The organism is Methylococcus sp. ANG (assembly GCF_040730495.1).
Lineage (GTDB): Bacteria > Pseudomonadota > Gammaproteobacteria > Methylococcales > Methylococcaceae > Methylococcus.
Window position 1 is genome coordinate 2,346,825 of record NZ_CP160399.1, and the last position, 16,575, is coordinate 2,363,399.

Below are 16,575 nucleotides of genomic sequence, written 5' to 3' on the forward strand. Positions count from 1 at the left end.
GTTATCTTCTGAACATGCGCAGCATGCGCTGGGTCACCCAGAATCCGCCCGCCATGTTGACCGCCGTCAGGGCGACGGCCAACCCTGCCAGCGCCAGGATCAGCGTGCCGGGCGAGGAGATCTGGATCAGCGCGCCGATCGCGATGATGCTGGAGATGGCGTTGGTGACGCTCATCAAGGGCGTGTGCAGCGCGGGCGTCACGTTCCAGATCACCATATAGCCGACGAAGCAGGCGAGCACGAACACGGTGAAATGTTCCATGAAGTCAGCCGGGGCGTTGGCCCCGATCAGGTAGAAGATCGATGCGCCGATACCGATGCCGAGGCCGGTTCGGGCCCAGGCCGGCAGCAGCGGCTTCTTTTCGACCACGACCGGCGGCGCGGCCGTGGCCATCTGCGGAGCCGCCGCGCTGATCTTGGGCGGCGGCGGTGGCCAGGTGATGGTCCCGTCCTTGATCACCGTCGCACCGCGGATCACTTCGTCGTCCATGTCGACCACGGCGTTGCCGTCCTTCTGCGGGCACAGCTCTTCGAGCAGACGCAGCAGGTTGGTGGCGTAGAGCGTGCTGGACTGGCGGGCCAGCCGGCTGGGCAGGTCGGTATAGCCGATGATGGTGACGTCGTGGCGCACCACGACCTCGCCGGGAACGGTCAGTTCGCAGTTACCGCCCTGTTCGGCCGCCATGTCGACGATCACGCTGCCCGGCTTCATGGACTTGACCATGCCGGCGGTGATCAGCTTGGGCGCGGGCTTGCCGGGAATCAGGGCGGTGGTGACGATGACGTCGACGTCCATGGCCTGGCGGGCGATCATCTCGGCCTGAGCCTTCTGATAGCCTTCACTCATGATCTTGGCATAGCCGCCGACGCCAGTGCCCTCCTCCTGGTATTCCACCTCGACGAACTCGGCGCCCATGGACTTGACCTGGTCCTTCACTTCCGGCCGGGTGTCGTTGGCCCGGACGATGGCGCCCAACCCGCTGGCGGCGCCGATCGCGGCAAGCCCCGCCACGCCGGCGCCGATGACGAAGACCTTGGCCGGCGGCACCTTGCCGGCCGCCGTCACCTGGCCACAAAAAAAGCGGCCGAAATGATGGGCCGCTTCGATCACCGCACGGTAGCCGGCGATGTTCGCCATGGAGCTCAGGGCGTCGAGTTTCTGCGCCCTGGAGATCCGCGGCACGCTGTCCATGGCCAGCACGGTTCCGCCGGTGGCGGCCAGCTTGTCCATCAGCTCCGGGTTCTGGGCCGGCCAGATGAAACTGATCAGGCACCCGCCTTCCTTCATCAGTTCGACTTCGGCGAAGGAAGGCGCGCGCACCTTGAGGACGATGTCGGAACCGGCCCACAGGTCGGACGCGTTTTCGACGACGGCAACGCCGGCTTCCCTGAAGGTGTCGTCGGAGAAATTCGCCGCGTCCCCGGCGCCCGACTCGACCGCGACCTCGAATCCCAGCTTCTTTATCTTCTCGGCCACCTCCGGTGTGGTCGCTACCCGGCGCTCCCCGGGGAATATTTCCTTCGGTATTCCAATTCGCATGCAAGCCACTCCTTATCCCTGTTCTGGTTGGGAGATGGGCCTCGCATGGAAGCCGCCCGCAAGCGGCGAACCGTCATCCCGAGGAAACAACCCATCTCGTGAGTCTGGATTGACAAAAGCAAATCGGGCGCCGAGCGCCCGCTCTTTTAATACCGGCAAAGCGGGGCCGGGTCAACCTTTTTTCCCAAGCGAGGGAAACGGAAAAGATCAGCGAAAACGGGGCAGGCGCTCGGCCAGACCCATGGCGTGGCGGGCCAGCAAGTGTTTGGCCGGTGGCAGGCAATCGAGCGCGAGCAGACCGATATTGCGAATCAGCGCGAGAGGCGGGAAATCGCTGGAAAATAGCCGGATCAGGCTGTCGGTGAAGGCGACGGTGCTGCGGAGGTCACGCTGGCGGGCCTCGGCATAGCCGTGGAGGAAGGCCGGGTCGCCGATGTCCTCACCGAAACCCTGTTTCACGATCAGGCGCTCGGCGAGCTGGGCGGCGTCGCGCAGCCCCAGGTTGAAGCCCTGCCCCGCCACCGGATGGAGCTGGTGCATGGCGTTGCCGATCAGCACCACCCGGTCATCGGCCATGCGGCCGGCGCGGATCAGCTTGAGCGGGAAGGTCTGGCGCGGACCGACCGGACCCAGCGCCCCCAGCCAGTAGCCGAAGGCATCCTGCAGACGGGCCAGGAATTCTCCTTCGGACACGGCGCGCAGCTCCTCGGCGTCGGACGGCGCCAGCGTCCATACGATGGAGCAGCGCCGCCGCCCGAGCGGCAGAACGGCCAGCGGGCCGGAGACGGTGAAGCGCTCGTAGGCGACGTTGCGGTGGTCGAGCTCGGTGGCGACCTCGAACACCAGGGCCGTCTGTCCGTATTCGCGGACGATCTGGGGGATTTCCAGCAGCCGGCGGACGGTGGAATCGCTGCCGTCGGCGCCGACGACGAGACGGGCGGACGGCATCAGGGTTTCGTCGCCGCGCTTGAGGCTGACGTGGACCGAGTCCGGCCCGGCCCGCAGCCCGATCAGGCGGGCGGGCTGGATCAGCTCGACCGCTCCGGCGTGCAGGGCGCCGGCCACCGCATCCTCGACATCGCGCGCGGTAACCACATACCCTAAAGCTGCGACGCCTTCGCGTTCGGCGCTGAGTCGGGTCTTGCCGAAATGGCCCCGGTCCGAAACGTGGATGTCGCGGATCGGCGTGGCTTTCGGCTCGACCGAGGTCCAAACCCCCAGAGCCTCGAGGATACGGGCGGTGCCGCGGGCCAGCGCCAGGGCGCGCGCGCCGGCGGGAGCCGCCTGGCGTTCGGATTCGGTGCTGCTCTCCACCACGGCCACCTTGAGGGGCGAACCGGCCAAGGCCAAGGCCAGGCTGCCGCCGGCCAGGCCGCCGCCGATGATGAGGACGTCGTAGTCGACAGATTTCATGACCGCATCAGCGCTTCGATCTCGGCGACCGTCTTGGGCACGCCGGAAGAGAGGATTTCGCAGCCCGCTTCGGTGACGACGACATCGTCCTCGATGCGGATGCCGATGCCCCGGAACCGCGGATCGGCCTCCTCGCAATCCGCCGGCACGTAGAGTCCCGGCTCGACCGTGAGCACCATGCCGGGCTCCAGCTTGCGCCAGTCGCCGCCGGCCTTGTAGTCGCCCACGTCGTGGACGTCCATGCCGAGCCAATGGCCGGTCCGGTGCATGTAGAACTTCTTGTAGGCCTCGCTCTTGATGAGCCTGGCCGGCTTGCCGTCGAGCAGCCCGAGGTCGATGAGGCCTTTCGTCAGCACCCGCACCGCGGCGGCGTGCGGGTCGCTCCAGCGCTTGCCCGGCCTGACCTCGGCTATCGCCGCCAACTGCGCCTCCAGCACCAGTTCGTACAGGACACGCTGGGCTTCGCTGAATCGGCCGTTGACCGGGAAGGTCCGGGTGATGTCGGCGGCGTAATGATCATGCTCGGCGCCGGCGTCGATCAGCAGCAGATCGCCGTCGCGCAGCACCGCGTCGTTGGCGGTGTAGTGCAGCGTGCAGGCGTTGTTGCCGCCGGCGACGATGCTGGGATAGGCGGGCGAACGCATGCCGTGGCGGGTGAATTCGTGCAGGATTTCCGCCTCGATCTGGTACTCGCACAGGCCGGGACGGCAGGCCTGCATGGCCCGCTTGTGCGCCTCGGCGGAGACTTCGGCGGCCCGCCGCATCAGGGCGATCTCGTGCTCCGACTTGAACAGCCGCAGCTCGTGCAGGAGCTTGTCGAGCGAGACGAACTGTTCCGGCACGCCAACCCCGCTGCGCGCCCGGCTGCGGATGTTGTTGATCGCCCGCATCACCTGGGCGTCGAATTCGGACTGATGCCCGATCGGGTAGTACACGGTTTCGTGGTTTTCCAAAAGGCCCGGCAGCACCGCGTCGAGCTCGGTGATCGGATGGGCCTCATCCGCTCCGAATACCTCGCGGGCGCCCTCGAGCCCGGCGCTGCGCCCCACCCAGACGGCCATCTTGGCGTCGAATTCACGGCAGAACAGCACGAACTCGCCCTCTTTCCGGCCCGGAATGAATACCGCCAGCGACTCGGGCTCGGCGAAGCCGGTGAGATAGGCGAAGTCGCTGTCCTGGCGGTAGGGGAACTCCACGTCGCGGTTGCGCACCGCGGCGGGCGCGCCGGCGATCAGGGCGACGCTCCGTTTCTTCATGCGCTTGAGCAGGCGGCGGCGCCGCTGCTGGAATTCGGACAGAGGCAACATGGAAGGACTCAGTGAAGCTGGGGAGCGGCGTTCTGCTCGAATTCGCTGCGGACGAGCTGTACGCCGGCCCGTACGAATTCGGTCAGTTCGGCATAGGCCTCTTCGTCGGTTTCATCCGCATGCTCGGCGTCGAGACGGGATAGCTGGAGGATGTCGTCGAGCACCTCGGTGCATTCGCCGGGCCAGTCGCTGCCGCCGAGTTTGTAACCCAGACCGTAGAGGAATCCCTGGCACCATTCGCCCAGGGCGCGGGCGCGGTCGGTCATCGGGTGGGCGTCGTCCGGCAGGCACAATTCGAAGCTGAAGTCGAAGGCATCCAGTTGCTCGCGCGTCCGGTTGCACAGGTTTTCGCAGGACGCCCGCTCGTCCGGATCCAGCCCCGCCTTGTCTTTGCCGAACACGGTGCTCAGCCATTGCCCGCAATCCAGCCGCCCGTCGACGCACAGCAGGCCCGCCAGCGTGCCGTGGGCTTCGGCGGCGCTGCCAGGAACGTGGTGGTTGAGGAATATCGCCTGGATGTCCTCGTAGGAGGGACTCTCGTGCATGGAGGTGACTTGTCGAACTTGCGGATATTTCATTATGCTACCACCCCTCGAGGCAAGGCCGGTACCCAAACTCTGGCCGGCCGTCCCGCAACCCTCTGATTCTTCCCCATCTCCAGGAAATACCCGCCATGAGCGAACATCGCCCCATCAAAGTGCAGCTTCTCGGCAAGGAATATCCCATCGGCTGCGCCGAAGATGAGCAGCACGATCTGCTGATCGCCGCCCGTTTCCTCGACGAGAGAATGCGCAAGATCCGCGAAACCGGCCGGGTGATCGGCACCGAGCGCATCGCGATCATGGCGGCCTTGAACATCGCCCACGAACTGGTCCAGGCCCAGCACGAAATCCGGCTGCTGAACCAGAGCCTCGCCAGTCAGCATGCCATGAGTTCGCTCGGCTCCGGCGGCGGCTGGAACGGCTGAGGGCCGGGAACGGGATTTTTCGGGCGCGTCAAGTCTCTCACCTGCGCCATTTATCGGGTAAGATAGCCGCCAGTATTCCCTGTAACGCTCGAAGCGTGCTGGGTTACTCTTTGAGCCTAATCTAAAACCCCGGGACTTCCGGATGCTCGATGTGCGCAAGTCCGCTCCGGGCGGAAAGCCTGATTCGGCATCCTCTGGTCCCACCTGAACCGTTTGGTTCAAGGGCGAAAGCATGCTACGGCGCAAACGGGGAATACTCTTTCTCGCGCGGTTTCCATGACCACACCTGCCGAGATCCGGACCCGAATCCGCGAGTGGCGGCACGCCCAGTCTCCTTTCGACATCCACCGGAACAGCCTGCTGATAGCCGGCCATTGCATCGGCTCGGGCTGGCTCGACGCCGATGGCCGGATAGCGGCCTATCTTTCCAATGACGGCGAGGTCGATACGACGGCGCTGTTCGATTACCTCCGCGAACGCGGCCGCACCGCCTTCATCCCCATTCTGCGGCAACGCATGCTCTGGTTCGGACCGTATGCCGGCCCGGCCACATTGCATCCGAACCGCTACGGCATTCCCGAACCCGCTGTCGACGAAGGGACGATCGCCGACGCCAGGGAACTCGATCTCGTATTCGTGCCCCTGGTGGCGTTCGATCCGCAGGGTAACCGCCTCGGCATGGGCGGCGGCTATTACGACCGCACCTTCGCATTCCGGCGCGATGAACCTGCGTCCATAAAACCCCGTCTGATCGGCCTCGCTTTCGAAGGCCAGAAGCTCGAGCGGCTGGATGCCCAACCGTGGGACGTCCCGCTGGACGCCGTGGTCACCGAGGCAAGCGTTTACCGCTTTCCAGACCGGCCACCCCGTTCAGCCTGATCCGTGCTGGATAATTGCCGGAAGACGGAGTATTTTCCTCTTGCGGCAGGTCAAACAACCGTTACCTGCCAGCACGGAGTCTTGTTTATGCCAACGAGCCTAAACATCCGCAACAACCCGCTGCACGGCAGGACCGAACCCCTGGTCCATATCGTCGACGGCCAGCCGGCGGTGCGCGACGCGCTGAAAATCCTGGTCGAATCCGAGGGCCTGCCGGCGCGCTGCTTCGCCACCGAGAAGGACTTTCTGGATTACTGCACGCCCGATACCCACGGCTGTATCCTCCTCGACCTGCGGCTCCCGGAAATCTCCGGCCTGGAACTGCAGAAGACATTGACAGACAAAGGCATACGGACACCGATCATTTTCATCAGCGGGAAAGGCGACGTACCGGCCGTGGCGGAGGCCTTCCGGAGCGGTGCCTTCGACTTCATCGAAAAGCCGTTCGAGAATGCGGGTTTCATGAACCGGCTGCGGGAAGCCATTGCGCTGGATTTGAGGACCTGCGAGCACCGGCGCAGGCAAGCGGAAGCCGCATCGCAGTATGCCCGCCTCAGCAAGCGGGAGAAGCAGGTGCTGCATTGCACCGTCAAGGGCTATTCGTCCAAGGACACGGCGAAATCCCTCGGCATCAGCCATCGGACCGTCGAAATCTACCGTGCCAACGTGATGAGGAAAATGCGCGCCGAAACTTTGGCGGAACTGGTACGGATAGCCCTCCTGCTCGAAACCGATTGAGCCCTCAATCGGGCGTCGGGATCGAAAGCCTCTCCTGCATTTCCAGCACTTCCTTCTCCGCCTCCAGCCAGTCTTCCAGCTCGCTGCCTCCTACGAAACCGCGCTTTTCGGCCCTCAAATACGCCGCTTCCGCGATCAGCGCGCGCAGCATGTCGGGGTCGGGCGGCGGTGGCACGGTCTCCGCCTCCTCGTAGCGAACGGGTTTGGTGGTTCGGGACAATACGGTTGCTGCCATGATGCCTCACCTCTTCGTCAGGTCAAAAAACTCCCTACTCCACGCGTCCTCCTTGTCACAGCCTTCCTGCCAGTTCTCCCGCCCCAAAAGGGCCGGGCTCCTCGATCAGCGCGCGGGCGGCTTCCACCCGGTCCCAGACGTTCCACAACAGCACGCCGCGCACGCGCCCCTGGACCAGATAGTAGACCACTCCCTTGCGGTAAGGCTCGGACCAGTCCTCCACGGTCTCCAGCCTCGAATCCAGTTCCCCCACCGCTTCATAACCCAGCTCGAACAGATCGGAGTAGAAGTAGGGCAGATGCCGGTAGGGTTTCGCTTCGCCGGCCATGTTGCGCCCGGCCAGCCGCCCCATGGTTCGGGCGTTATCCTCGTGCTCCACGTGCATCCGGCGGCCCAGGGCCGGGCTGTAAAAGGAGACGGCATCGCCGGCGGCATAGACGTCCGTGTGGCCGGCCTGCAGAAACTCGTTGACGACGATGCCACGCTCCACCGGGAGCCCGGCCGCCTCGGCAAGCCGTGTCTCGGGTTCGATCCCGATCCCGGCGACGACGCCGTCCACCACGATGGCTTCTTCACCGGTCTCGCCGAGCGCGAGGCGGATCTTATCGCCCTCCCGAACCAGGCCGGTGACTGTCCGGCCGCTCACCAGTTCGACGCCCTGGTCCCGGTAATACCCGTTGAGAAACCGGCAAAGGTTTCCCGGAAACACCCGGCCGCCGATGCAGTCTTCCGGGAAGATCATCACGACTTCCTTGCCGATCGACGCCAGGGCGGCGGCGATCTCCGAACCGATGAAGCCGCCGCCGATGACGGCGAACTTCCGCCCCGTCTCGGTCAGCGTCCGCAGCCGGAGGTAGTCGTCGACGGTGCGGAAATACAGGATATCGTCGCCCCCGAACGGAAAACGGCGCGGCCGGCCGCCCGTGGCCAGAAGCAGCTTCTCGAATCCGTAGAGGGTACCTTCATCGTCGGCGACGGACTTTTCCGCCAAGTCGAGACGGGTCGCGGTCCGCCCCAGAAATGCGCTGATTCCCCGGGTTTCGGTGCCGTACCATATCTGGTCGAAGGACTTGCCCAGCCAGAGTCCCTTGGACAGCAGCGGCCGCTTATACGGAAGATGCGGTTCCGCGCCGATGAGGCCGATCGAGCCCTGCGGATCGAGCTCGCGTATGCCCTGGATCGCCGCATCCGCCGTCATGCCGCCGCCGACCACCAGGTATTTGTAGCTGTGCATGATCGCTCTCCGCATCTGAAAAAACTTGATCAGAGCCAAGGTGCAAAAGGTCCGTCCAGGCTATCCGGCGAGGCCGGTGCACGGAACCTCAGTATCATGGCACCATGGCCGGCGCTGTCAATGCGCAGGCCCGCATGGACGCCTTGTCCCGCCTCCAGCAATCCGATCGCGGCCACCTCCGCGATCGATTGAGTGATCTGCAGCGCCCCTTCCCCCAGCGACACCGACAGGCTGCCGTCCTTCGGCTCGAAGGACAGGCCCCGGAATCGCACGTCGCGCACGACGCAACGCTCTTCCGCGGCATCGGCCACATTGTTCTCAGCCGCCAGCGGTTTGTCCCTGATGCTGGTCGTCACCAGCCATCCCCGGTGCTGGCGGCTGAACTCCTCGCAGAACCCGACCCAATCGGTTGAAGCGACAGGCTTGGTGCTCATTTCATCGGCAGCCTGGAAGCGTTAGTTCGTGCAGCGGACTTTCAGGGCGCTGACCTGGTCGTGGAGACCGTATTCACCGAGGTGATGCACCTTGTGCCCGGCGGTAAAAGTCGCAACCTGGCTGCGGTAATTCTCGTCCTCGCCTCCCCAGCTCCGGATTTCCTGCTCGTGGTAAACCGGCCCGGAGGGAAGGACGAAGTTCTCGTTGCCGTAGACGCTGACCTCCGCGCCCGGCCCGACTTCCAGGCTTTCGATCGCATCGTTCCAGTCGGCACCCTCGAGATTTTTCAGGTTCGCCAACTCCGCCGGACCGAATACCCTGATCTTGGTACCCGTATAGTCCGGCCCCTTGTAAATGTCCACCCAGCAACTGCCGGAACGGGGAGCCGCCGACGCCGCGGAACCGCTCACCACCCACGCGATCACTGCCAGCCAGACATGAATGGCCGATGTCATTTTCATACGTCCTCCTTGCCGCCGGAAACCCGGCCGGCCGTGTCAGGGAAACGCCGGAATCGTTGGCTCGGCGCCCTCGAATTCGGCTTCCGGATGATGCTTCTGGACCCGTTGATGAATCTCTTCCACCCGATCGCGCGGCACGTCCACCATCAGCAGGAGCCCGCCTTTTTCGACCGCGCCCTGATAATTCTTGAGCCGGGAATGCTCCACGTCCAGCCCTATCATGCCGGTCGGCAGGGCGGGCGCCACCCGACCCGCCAGGGTGCCGGCGATGCCTCCGATGGCCAGTCCCGCGCTCTTTCGCCGGGATGAAGTCGCTAACAAAGCGTCCTCACGGACGCACACAAATCCGCCAGGAGCAGATTTTATGCGGCACATCCCTATCCGCCTCTTCGGGCGCTCCGCGTGCAAATCGGCTTTCCTGCCGATTTGGGCATTGACCCGAAGGGCGCCGGGCAGGACAGCCTGGCATGACTGGGCCGCGGTGGGGGGAACGATCATGGCGGGCAGTTACTTTCATCATCCAGGGCGGCTGGTCGCCATGATCGTTAGTCATGTGCTGCAAGGGGATGGTGTACGACGTCCTCCTGCGCGATGACTTCTTCGATGCCCGGCTTGCCTCCCACCGCTCGGGCGATCGCCAGCTTGGTCGCCTGGTAGTTCCAGTCCTGGATCTTTGCGTTGTCCTGGGCGTCCCAGTGGATGAACACGCCGACGCAAATGAATATCTGCTCGGCCTCCGCCTTCGGGATGATACCGTCCTTGACCGAATCCACGACCGCCTTGGCAACGCCGCGTTCCGCAGGTCCGAACATCTGGGTCGCCTGCTTTTCGTTCTTGATTTCCACCTTGTTGAACATCACCGTGGCCGGCTTCGCCATCAGGTTGGGCGCGACCAGCGCGAGCAAGGCGTTGTCGCCGCGCTTCTGATTGGTGAGGGTGGTACAGAAGGCCAGCTCCGCGGCGCTCCCGCGGGGTCCCATGATGAGATCGATATGCGCCAGTTCGTTGCCTTCGCCGACCAGAGCCTCGCCCACCAGAACCCGATCGATCTTCAAACCGTTCATCTCGGTTTCTCCTGTATGTCTGCCGGGGGGACGGACCGCTGGTCCGACGAACAGAAGGATCACCTGCCCATCCTCTCAGGTCTTTTAATACCGGCACCGCCCCGGCGCCAATACGAACCGCTACCTAAGTAGATCTACGTATGGTGGGAGCACTGAATGGCGAAGGTTCAATCCCGGATATCCCGGCGGGCACGAGGGGGGCGGTGCGATTGAACCTCAGTTGACCGCGGGCTGGGCGCCCACCGGTCTTGCCGTATTGCCTTGCGGCCAGGGTGAAGGCCGCGTCGGGCAAATTGCCGGGATCCGCAGACCGGCTCGGGAGGGGGCGAGTATCATTGCGGCCTTTTCCATCCGCTCTGGGGAGCAGCTATGCCATGGATCTATCTGATGATCGCGATAATCGGCGAGGTCATCGGCACCTCGGCGCTGAAGTCCACGGAGGGCTTCACCCGATTCTGGCCCTCGGCGACCGTTATCGTGGGGTATGCGGTCGCCTTCTATTTCCTCTCGCTCACCGTCGACAAGATTCCGGTGGGCATCTCCTACGCGATCTGGTCGGCTCTCGGCATCGTGCTGGTCTCGCTCATCGCCTGGATTCTCCACGGCCAGGCGCTGGATCGCCCCGCCATCGCCGGCATGGGGCTCATCATCGCCGGCGTGCTGGTCTGCACGCTGTGGTCGAAGTCGGCCACCCACGGATGACCGGCGGCGAGCGGTGCGCCGAAACCGAAGGCGCGTCCGCGGACGAGGTTCATTCCATGGCGCCGGCGTCCGTCAGGAGCTTTGCGATCTCGGCGTGGCCGCGCGTGCGGGCGAACTGCAAGGCGTTGGATGTCGGCTTCGCGCCTCTTGCAAGCAACAGCTTGACGATTTCGAGCTGTCCCCGGCCCGCGGCCAGACCGATCGCCGCACCGCCGCCGGCGTTCACATCCATGCCCGCGTCAAGGAAGAGCTCGACGGCCGTCTTGTCGCCGGCGCCGGCGGATTTGGCGAACTGCTGTTCGGAATACTCCACACCCATCCGATGCAGCGCCGTCCTTGCCTGGGCCGGATCGGGAGCCGCAAAGGATGCGGGAACGTGAGACACCGCCAGGACCCCGGCGAACAGCATGAGGCCGAGAGAGGATTTGTCGTGGCGCGAACGGCCGATTGTCATGACACGACTCCTTGAGTCAAAGGTCACGTAAAACGCCCGGCGCGATCCCGCCGGAACTGCATCTGCGCGGACGAAGCCCGTCCGGCTGCTCAACGCCGCAGTAGCAGGGTGCCGATGCCCTGGTCGGTGAACAGCTCCAGCAGCACGGCGTGGTCGACGCGGCCGTCGATGATGTGGGCGCTGTTGACGCCGCCGCGCAGCGCATCCATCGCGCAACGTACTTTCGGGATCATGCCGCCGCTTATGGTGCCGTCCTCGATCAGGGCGTCGACCTCCCTGAGCGACAAGCCGGTCAGCAGTGCACCGTCCTTGCCCAGGATGCCCTGGGTGTTGGTGAGGAGGATCAGCTTCTCGGCCTTGAGCACTTCGGCCATCTTGCCGGCGACCAGGTCGGCATTGATGTTGTAGGAGCAGCCATCCTCGCCGACGCCGATCGGGGCGATCACCGGGATGAAGTCGCTGTTGACCACCATGTCCACCACGGCCGGATCGATGCTGGCGACTTCGCCGACGTGGCCGAGATCGATGAGTTCCGGCGCGTCGGACTGCGGCTGGGACATGCGGATCTTGCGCGCCCGGATCAGGTTGCCGTCCTTGCCGCTCAAGCCCACCGCGGCGCCGCCCTGGCGGTTGATGAGGTTGACGATTTCCTTGTTCACCAGACCGCCCAGCACCATCTCCACCACGTCCATGGTTTCGGCGTCGGTGACCCGCATGCCTTGCACGAATTCGCTGGTTTTCCCCAAACGCTGGAGCAGATTGCCGATCTGCGGCCCGCCGCCGTGCACCACCACCGGGTTGATGCCGACCAGTTTCAGCAGCACGACGTCGCGGGCGAAGCTGTTCTTCAGGCGCTCGTCGATCATGGCGTTGCCGCCATATTTGACGACGATGGTCTTGCCCTTGAAGCGCCGGATATAAGGCAACGCTTCGGTCAGGACATGGGCGATCCGATTGGCGAAGGAGGTTTCCAGGGGTTCCTGTTGTTTCATGGGCAAACCGGTGTGTCAGTGTGTCTAGAAAGGCAGCTCGAGACCGGGCCGCACCTTCAGCAGCAGCTCCCGGAAGCGCTGCTGGATTCGGGCGAGCCCTTCGGCGGTATCGGCTTCGAAGCGGATCACCAGGGAGGGCGTGGTGTTGGAGGCGCGCACCAGCCCCCAGCCGTCGGCGAAATCGACCCGCAGGCCGTCGATGTCGGTGATACGGCCATCGTCGAAATCGGCCAGGGCGCGCATTTTTTCCACGAAGGCGAGGTTCTCGCCCTCCTGCAGCCGCACGCCGAGTTCGGGCGTGTTCACACTGTCCGGCAGCTCCGCGAACACTTCGGCGGTGGGGCGGGAATCGGCGGACAGGATCTCCACCATCCGGGCGCAGGCGTAGATACCGTCGTCGAAACCGTACCAGCGCTCCTTGAAGAAGAAGTGGCCGCTCATCTCCCCCGCCAGCAGGGCACCGGTTTCCTTCATCTTGGCCTTGATCAGGGAATGGCCGGTCTTCCACATCAGCGGGCGGCCGCCGTGGCGCAAAATGTAGCCGGCGAGGTGGCGGGTGCATTTGACGTCGTAGATGATGTCGGCGCCGGGCTCGCGGGACAGCACGTCGGCGGCGAACAGCATCATCTGCCGGTCCGGCCAGATGATGTTGCCGGCCGAGTCGACCACGCCGAGCCGGTCGCCGTCGCCGTCGAAGGCGACGCCAATGTCCGCGCCTTCCCGCTTCACCGTTCCGATCAGCAGCGCCAGGTTCTCCGGCTTGCTTGGATCGGGGTGATGATTGGGAAAATTGCCGTCGACCGTGCAGAACAATTCGATCACCTCGCAATCCAGCGCCCGGAGGATCTGCGGCGCCGCCACCGCCGCCACGCCGTTGCCGCAATCGACCACGACCTTGAATTGCCTGCCGACCTGCATGTCTTCCACGATCGCCAAGTGGTAGTCGGGCAGCAGATCGCGGCGCTCGATCCGCCCTTCCCCGCTATGAAAATTCCCCGATTCGATGCGGCACCGCAGCGCCTGGATATCTTCGCCGGCCAGCGTCTGCCCCCCCAATACGATCTTGAAGCCGTTGTAATTCGCGGGATTGTGGCTGCCGGTCACCATGACGCCGGAACGACCCGCCAGCACCTGGGTGCCGAAGTACAGCACAGGCGTGGGCGCCAACCCCAGATCGGTGACTTGGCAGCCGGCCTCGCGTAGCCCCTCCGCCAGGGCGGCGCAGAGCGCGGGACTGCTCAGCCGCCCGTCGCGGGCGACGACGACCCGCCGTTCGCCACGGTCGAGCGCTTCGCTGCCGATGGCCCGGCCTATCGCCTGGGCCGCTTCCGGTGTCAGCGTGTCGCCGACGATCCCGCGGATGTCGTAGGCCCGGAACAGGGTGGAGGCAATGGGCGGAACCGGTTGGGTGTGCATGTGAATCTTCTCCTCGTTCTGATCATCGGTGAGCGCCGGCCGGAGCAAAGGGGCTTCTTCCGGCGAGGGGGGCCGTACCTCGATTTCCTCCGGCACCGGCGTGCCAAGCGCCCTCAGTCCTTCGAGCAAGTCCTGCATTTCCCTGAGCCGCGCGCGGCCGGTGATGCGCGGGATCCCCGACGGCACCGCGGGGACCAGCGCCAACACCAGCGCCGTATCGTGATTCATCGCCTTCGCCAGCACAAAGCCCGTCCAGAGCAGCACCGCCAGGATCAGCAGCAGCGCCGGTCCGCCGGCCGCGAAAGCCCACCACGCAGGGGACTGGTCCTGCGCCGGACGCCAGTAGACGATCCGCCAGCCGCGGCTGCCCAGCACCGATGCGTCTCCGTCCGGCGGCTCGGCCCGGCGGGCGCGGTCGCCGGTGAAAACCAGGGGAAGCTCGCCCTGCCGGAGCTCCAGCGCGGCGCCGAAAGGCATCGGAACCGAGCGCATGGCATCGAGCAGGATATCCGGGGACAAACTGGCCAGCAGCACCCCTCGCCCTTCGGCAAGCGGCACGGCAAGCGCAATGTGGACATTCGGGCTGTTGGCCGCGTGCATGGCGGGCAAGGACTGGCCGTGCCGGGCATCGCGGATCGCCTCGAGGTCGGCGTATCCCATCGCCGGCGCGCGGGCGGTATCCAGCAGGTCGCTGTGATTCGGTATCAGGCGCACGAGGAGCGAACCCGGCAGGGCGCCGGTGAGCCTGCCCTCCTCCGCCGCGATGCCGGCCGGATCGCCGGACGCCAGCGCCTCGGCCAGCCGCGCGTCGCCCGCCATGCCGCTCAGGGCGCGGAAGGACCAGCCCAGACGGTCGCGCACATTGAATGCCGCGGCATCCGCCGCGGCCGCCATCGCCTGCCGGCTGGAAACTTCGGTGCGGTGCCGCTCGGCCCCCACGAGACCGGCAGCGGTCGCGGCGACCGCCAGCATCGACGCCAGGCCGACCGACCAAAGGAGCCGGCGGAGACTCAGCGAGGGCACGGCTAATGCCGGCCGGTATGGCCGAATCCGCCCTCGGCCCGCCGGCTTTCGGCGAACGCTTCGACCTGCTCGAAGGCGACCTGGGCCACCGGCACGAACACCATCTGGGCGATGCGCTCGCCGACGGCGATTTCGAAGGCTTCCGAGCCCCGGTTCCAGCAGGATACCAGCACCTGGCCCTGGTAATCGGAATCGATCAGGCCCACCAGATTGCCCAGCACGATGCCGTGCTTGTGGCCCAGTCCCGAGCGCGGCAACAGCACGGCCGCCAAGTCCGGGTCGCCGATATGGATGGCGAAGCCGGTCGGGATCAACTCCGTCTCGCCCGGCCGCAGCACCATCGGTGCGTCGAGGCAGGCCCGGAGGTCGAGCCCGGCGGCGCCCGGCGTGGCGTAGTGCGGCAATGGGATTTCGTTGCCGAGGCGGGGATCAAGGATCCTGATCTGTATTTTCGGCATAGTAGCGTTCGGCTATCAATCGAATCAGTCGGCGGGCAATCTCGGTCTTGCCGGCCAGCGGCAAATGGCACTCGCCGCCGCGCCAGCACACGAACAGGGCATTTTCGTCCCGCTCGAAACCGCCCGGCGCCCCACGGCCGACCTCGTTGGCGGCCACCAGATCGGCGCCCTTGGCCTCCAGCTTGGCGCGGGCGTGGGCCTCGACCTCGCCGGTCTCGGCGGCGAATCCCACGACGAACGGCTTGTCCGGCAAAGCCGCGACGGAACGGAGGATGTCCGGGGTCCGGTTCAGGGTCAGCTCCAACTGCTCGCCGTGTTTCTTGATCTTGGCGTCCGCCACCCGCGCGGGCGTGTAATCCGCCACGGCGGCGGTGCCGATGTAGATGTCCGCGCCGCCGGTCCGGGCCATTACCGCCGCGTACATCTCGGCGGCGGTGTCCACCCGCACGGTTTCCACGCCGGCCGGCGCATCGAGCGCCACCGGCCCGCTGACCAGCGTGACGTCCGCGCCGGCATTCCGCGCCGCGGCGGCCAGGGCGTAGCCCATTTTTCCCGAGCTGCGGTTGCCGATGAAACGTACCGGGTCGATGGGCTCGCGGGTAGGACCCGCGCTGACCAACACCCTGAGGCCCGAAAGAAGGCCCTCCGCCGCCAGCGCGTCGGCAAGGTCGGGGACGAGCCGCGCCGGCTCCCGCATCCGGCCCGGCCCCGTCTCGCCGCACGCCTGATCGCCTTCGTCCGGCCCCAACAGGGCAACTCCCCGCCCGGCCAAGGCGGCGGCGTGGGAGCGGGTCGCCGGATGCAGCCACATCGCGCGGTTCATCGCCGGCGCCAGAAACAGCGGCACTTCCGCGGCCAGGCACAGGGTGGCCAGCAGGTCGTCGGCCAGCCCCAGGCTGATCCGGGCCATGAAATCCGCCGAAGCCGGTGCGACCAGGATGGCGTCCGCCCAGCGGGACAACTGGATGTGCCCCATCGCCGACTCGGCACCGGGCATGAACATGTCGTGGGCGACCGGATGGCCGGACAGGGCCTCGAAGGTCAAAGGCTGGACGAACCGGCAGGCCGCCGGCGTCATCGCCACCCGCACCTCGGCACCGGCCTGGCGCAGGCGACGGGTGACCTCTGCGGCCTTATAGGCCGCAATGCCGCCGGTCACGCCGAGAACAATGCGCTTGTGGTGGAGGTCAGCCAAGGATGGAATCTAAGGAAGGGTCACACGGGGCGACATTATGGCAAGTTTAGTCCAGCCCTTCT

19 protein-coding genes and 1 other RNA gene are annotated in these 16,575 nt (G+C 65.6%); 5 read left to right on the forward strand and 15 right to left on the reverse strand.

What is annotated here, in order from left to right; translation table 11 throughout:
- Position 1: 1 nt before the first annotated feature.
- The 4 genes from ABZN20_RS11360 to ABZN20_RS11375 all read right to left on the reverse strand — a co-directional run bounded on the left by ABZN20_RS11360 (position 2) and on the right by ABZN20_RS11375 (position 4,805).
- Positions 2–1,540: a Re/Si-specific NAD(P)(+) transhydrogenase subunit alpha gene (locus ABZN20_RS11360; protein WP_218808608.1), complete on the reverse strand. Its 1,539-nt coding sequence runs from the start codon at positions 1,538–1,540 to the stop codon at positions 2–4.
- Positions 1,541–1,747: 207 nt separating this feature from the next.
- The gene (ubiH, locus tag ABZN20_RS11365; RefSeq protein ID WP_367025328.1) at positions 1,748–2,953 is read right to left on the reverse strand and encodes a 2-octaprenyl-6-methoxyphenyl hydroxylase; all 1,206 of its coding nucleotides are present in this window, start codon (positions 2,951–2,953) and stop codon (positions 1,748–1,750) included.
- Positions 2,950–4,260, reverse strand: a complete 1,311-nt coding sequence (gene pepP / locus ABZN20_RS11370; protein WP_218808606.1) for a Xaa-Pro aminopeptidase — start codon at positions 4,258–4,260, stop codon at positions 2,950–2,952. The genes ubiH and pepP overlap by 4 nt, the downstream gene beginning before the upstream one ends.
- An 8-nt stretch (positions 4,261–4,268) precedes the next feature.
- Positions 4,269–4,805: a UPF0149 family protein gene (locus tag ABZN20_RS11375; protein ID WP_218808605.1), complete on the reverse strand. Its 537-nt coding sequence runs from the start codon at positions 4,803–4,805 to the stop codon at positions 4,269–4,271.
- A gap of 128 nt (positions 4,806–4,933) precedes the next feature.
- On the opposite strand from ABZN20_RS11375, the gene ABZN20_RS11380 reads away from it, so the two are divergent.
- From ABZN20_RS11380 to ABZN20_RS11395, 4 genes are all read left to right on the forward strand, one after another.
- Positions 4,934–5,227 (forward strand): cell division protein ZapA, encoded by a 294-nt coding sequence (locus ABZN20_RS11380; protein ID WP_218808604.1) that lies wholly within the window; start codon positions 4,934–4,936, stop codon positions 5,225–5,227.
- A gap of 73 nt (positions 5,228–5,300) precedes the next feature.
- A non-coding RNA gene (gene ssrS / locus ABZN20_RS11385) (6S RNA) lies at positions 5,301–5,484 on the forward strand.
- Positions 5,485–5,503: 19 nt separating this feature from the next.
- Entirely contained in the window at positions 5,504–6,106 is a 603-nt protein-coding gene (locus ABZN20_RS11390; protein WP_218808603.1) for a 5-formyltetrahydrofolate cyclo-ligase, read from the forward strand.
- Between the two features lie 87 nt (positions 6,107–6,193).
- The gene (locus tag ABZN20_RS11395) at positions 6,194–6,844 is read left to right on the forward strand and encodes a response regulator transcription factor (protein ID WP_218808602.1); all 651 of its coding nucleotides are present in this window, start codon (positions 6,194–6,196) and stop codon (positions 6,842–6,844) included.
- A gap of 4 nt (positions 6,845–6,848) precedes the next feature.
- Here the strand turns inward: ABZN20_RS11395 and ABZN20_RS11400 are convergent, their stop codons facing one another.
- The 6 genes from ABZN20_RS11400 to fae form a co-directional block, all read right to left on the reverse strand.
- Positions 6,849–7,079: a DUF2934 domain-containing protein gene (locus ABZN20_RS11400; RefSeq protein WP_218808601.1), complete on the reverse strand. Its 231-nt coding sequence runs from the start codon at positions 7,077–7,079 to the stop codon at positions 6,849–6,851.
- Positions 7,080–7,134: 55 nt separating this feature from the next.
- On the reverse strand, positions 7,135–8,313 hold the full coding sequence (locus ABZN20_RS11405) for an NAD(P)/FAD-dependent oxidoreductase (protein WP_218808600.1): 1,179 nt from the start codon (positions 8,311–8,313) through the stop codon (positions 7,135–7,137).
- Between the two features lie 29 nt (positions 8,314–8,342).
- Positions 8,343–8,747, reverse strand: a complete 405-nt coding sequence (locus tag ABZN20_RS11410; protein WP_218808599.1) for a hypothetical protein — start codon at positions 8,745–8,747, stop codon at positions 8,343–8,345.
- Positions 8,748–8,768: 21 nt separating this feature from the next.
- Positions 8,769–9,209, reverse strand: a complete 441-nt coding sequence (locus ABZN20_RS11415; RefSeq protein ID WP_218808598.1) for a hypothetical protein — start codon at positions 9,207–9,209, stop codon at positions 8,769–8,771.
- 36 nt (positions 9,210–9,245) lie between these two features.
- Positions 9,246–9,530 (reverse strand): hypothetical protein, encoded by a 285-nt coding sequence (locus ABZN20_RS11420; protein ID WP_367025329.1) that lies wholly within the window; start codon positions 9,528–9,530, stop codon positions 9,246–9,248.
- A gap of 224 nt (positions 9,531–9,754) precedes the next feature.
- Positions 9,755–10,273: a formaldehyde-activating enzyme gene (gene fae, locus ABZN20_RS11425; RefSeq protein WP_218808597.1), complete on the reverse strand. Its 519-nt coding sequence runs from the start codon at positions 10,271–10,273 to the stop codon at positions 9,755–9,757.
- A gap of 369 nt (positions 10,274–10,642) precedes the next feature.
- Here fae and ABZN20_RS11430 point away from each other — a divergent pair, with 369 nt between their 5' ends.
- Positions 10,643–10,975, forward strand: a complete 333-nt coding sequence (locus ABZN20_RS11430) for an SMR family transporter (protein WP_367025330.1) — start codon at positions 10,643–10,645, stop codon at positions 10,973–10,975.
- Between the two features lie 49 nt (positions 10,976–11,024).
- Here ABZN20_RS11430 and ABZN20_RS11435 read toward each other — a convergent pair whose 3' ends face one another.
- From ABZN20_RS11435 to coaBC, 5 genes are all read right to left on the reverse strand, one after another.
- The gene (locus ABZN20_RS11435) at positions 11,025–11,429 is read right to left on the reverse strand and encodes an ankyrin repeat domain-containing protein (RefSeq protein ID WP_367025331.1); all 405 of its coding nucleotides are present in this window, start codon (positions 11,427–11,429) and stop codon (positions 11,025–11,027) included.
- 89 nt (positions 11,430–11,518) lie between these two features.
- The gene (gene argB / locus ABZN20_RS11440; protein ID WP_218808594.1) at positions 11,519–12,421 is read right to left on the reverse strand and encodes an acetylglutamate kinase; all 903 of its coding nucleotides are present in this window, start codon (positions 12,419–12,421) and stop codon (positions 11,519–11,521) included.
- A gap of 24 nt (positions 12,422–12,445) precedes the next feature.
- Complete coding sequence (locus ABZN20_RS11445) at positions 12,446–14,860, reverse strand: phosphomannomutase/phosphoglucomutase (protein WP_367025332.1); 2,415 nt, start codon at positions 14,858–14,860, stop codon at positions 12,446–12,448.
- 2 nt (positions 14,861–14,862) lie between these two features.
- Positions 14,863–15,318, reverse strand: coding sequence for a dUTP diphosphatase (gene dut / locus ABZN20_RS11450; RefSeq protein WP_367025333.1), 456 nt, complete (start codon positions 15,316–15,318; stop codon positions 14,863–14,865).
- The gene (coaBC, locus tag ABZN20_RS11455) at positions 15,290–16,522 is read right to left on the reverse strand and encodes a bifunctional phosphopantothenoylcysteine decarboxylase/phosphopantothenate--cysteine ligase CoaBC (RefSeq protein ID WP_367027558.1); all 1,233 of its coding nucleotides are present in this window, start codon (positions 16,520–16,522) and stop codon (positions 15,290–15,292) included. Before coaBC ends, dut begins: the two co-directional genes overlap by 29 nt.
- Positions 16,523–16,575: the final 53 nt, after the last annotated feature.

What these genes read in the sequence shown, in the direction of transcription:
- ABZN20_RS11360 (WP_218808608.1), bottom strand. Translation starts at nt 1,540, where the DNA reads ATGCGAATTGGAATACCGAAGGAAATATTCCCCGGGGAGCGCCGGGTA.
- ubiH (WP_367025328.1), bottom strand. Translation starts at nt 2,953, where the DNA reads ATGAAATCTGTCGACTACGACGTCCTCATCATCGGCGGCGGCCTGGCC.
- pepP (WP_218808606.1), bottom strand. Translation starts at nt 4,260, where the DNA reads ATGTTGCCTCTGTCCGAATTCCAGCAGCGGCGCCGCCGCCTGCTCAAG.
- ABZN20_RS11375 (WP_218808605.1), bottom strand. Translation starts at nt 4,805, where the DNA reads ATGCACGAGAGTCCCTCCTACGAGGACATCCAGGCGATATTCCTCAAC.
- ABZN20_RS11380 (WP_218808604.1), top strand. Translation starts at nt 4,934, where the DNA reads ATGAGCGAACATCGCCCCATCAAAGTGCAGCTTCTCGGCAAGGAATAT.
- ABZN20_RS11390 (WP_218808603.1), top strand. Translation starts at nt 5,504, where the DNA reads ATGACCACACCTGCCGAGATCCGGACCCGAATCCGCGAGTGGCGGCAC.
- ABZN20_RS11395 (WP_218808602.1), top strand. Translation starts at nt 6,194, where the DNA reads ATGCCAACGAGCCTAAACATCCGCAACAACCCGCTGCACGGCAGGACC.
- ABZN20_RS11400 (WP_218808601.1), bottom strand. Translation starts at nt 7,079, where the DNA reads ATGGCAGCAACCGTATTGTCCCGAACCACCAAACCCGTTCGCTACGAG.
- ABZN20_RS11405 (WP_218808600.1), bottom strand. Translation starts at nt 8,313, where the DNA reads ATGCACAGCTACAAATACCTGGTGGTCGGCGGCGGCATGACGGCGGAT.
- ABZN20_RS11410 (WP_218808599.1), bottom strand. Translation starts at nt 8,747, where the DNA reads ATGAGCACCAAGCCTGTCGCTTCAACCGATTGGGTCGGGTTCTGCGAG.
- ABZN20_RS11415 (WP_218808598.1), bottom strand. Translation starts at nt 9,209, where the DNA reads ATGAAAATGACATCGGCCATTCATGTCTGGCTGGCAGTGATCGCGTGG.
- fae (WP_218808597.1), bottom strand. Translation starts at nt 10,273, where the DNA reads ATGAACGGTTTGAAGATCGATCGGGTTCTGGTGGGCGAGGCTCTGGTC.
- ABZN20_RS11430 (WP_367025330.1), top strand. Translation starts at nt 10,643, where the DNA reads ATGCCATGGATCTATCTGATGATCGCGATAATCGGCGAGGTCATCGGC.
- ABZN20_RS11435 (WP_367025331.1), bottom strand. Translation starts at nt 11,429, where the DNA reads ATGACAATCGGCCGTTCGCGCCACGACAAATCCTCTCTCGGCCTCATG.
- argB (WP_218808594.1), bottom strand. Translation starts at nt 12,421, where the DNA reads ATGAAACAACAGGAACCCCTGGAAACCTCCTTCGCCAATCGGATCGCC.
- dut (WP_367025333.1), bottom strand. Translation starts at nt 15,318, where the DNA reads ATGCCGAAAATACAGATCAGGATCCTTGATCCCCGCCTCGGCAACGAA.